The organism is Lysobacter sp. TAB13, assembly GCF_052113885.1.
Lineage (GTDB): Bacteria > Pseudomonadota > Gammaproteobacteria > Xanthomonadales > Xanthomonadaceae > Lysobacter > Lysobacter gummosus.
On record NZ_JBFRDR010000439.1, the window covers coordinates 1 to 352 of the forward strand.

Here is a 352-nt window from a genome sequence, read left to right on the forward strand (position 1 = left end):
ATGCAGATAGGTCCCGATCACACGCCCGTCGGACGAGGCTGCTCCTTCCCGGCGGTCACCGACCCGAAAGGGCGCGCGCTGCGTATCGGGCCCGTCGGTGCGGCCAAGATGAATCTCGTAAGCGCGACCTGACGATGCGCTGGGCGCATGGGTGAAATCGACTTCGCGCACGGTCTTGCCAGGCTCCAGCACGGTCTCGACCTCGAGCATGCCGAGACCTGGAGCCTCACCTGACGGCCCCTCCAGACCATGAGGATCCCGCACGGTACGCCCAAGCATCTGGTAGCCGCCGCAGAGGCCGATGACATGCCCTCCGCGCCGGCGATGGCCGGCGAGATCGACATCCCAGCCC

1 pseudogene is annotated in these 352 nt (G+C 67.3%); it reads right to left on the reverse strand.

From position 1 onward, the window contains the following. A pseudogene (locus AB4Y92_RS26870) lies at window positions 1-352 on the reverse strand (cobyric acid synthase); the annotation flags it as partial.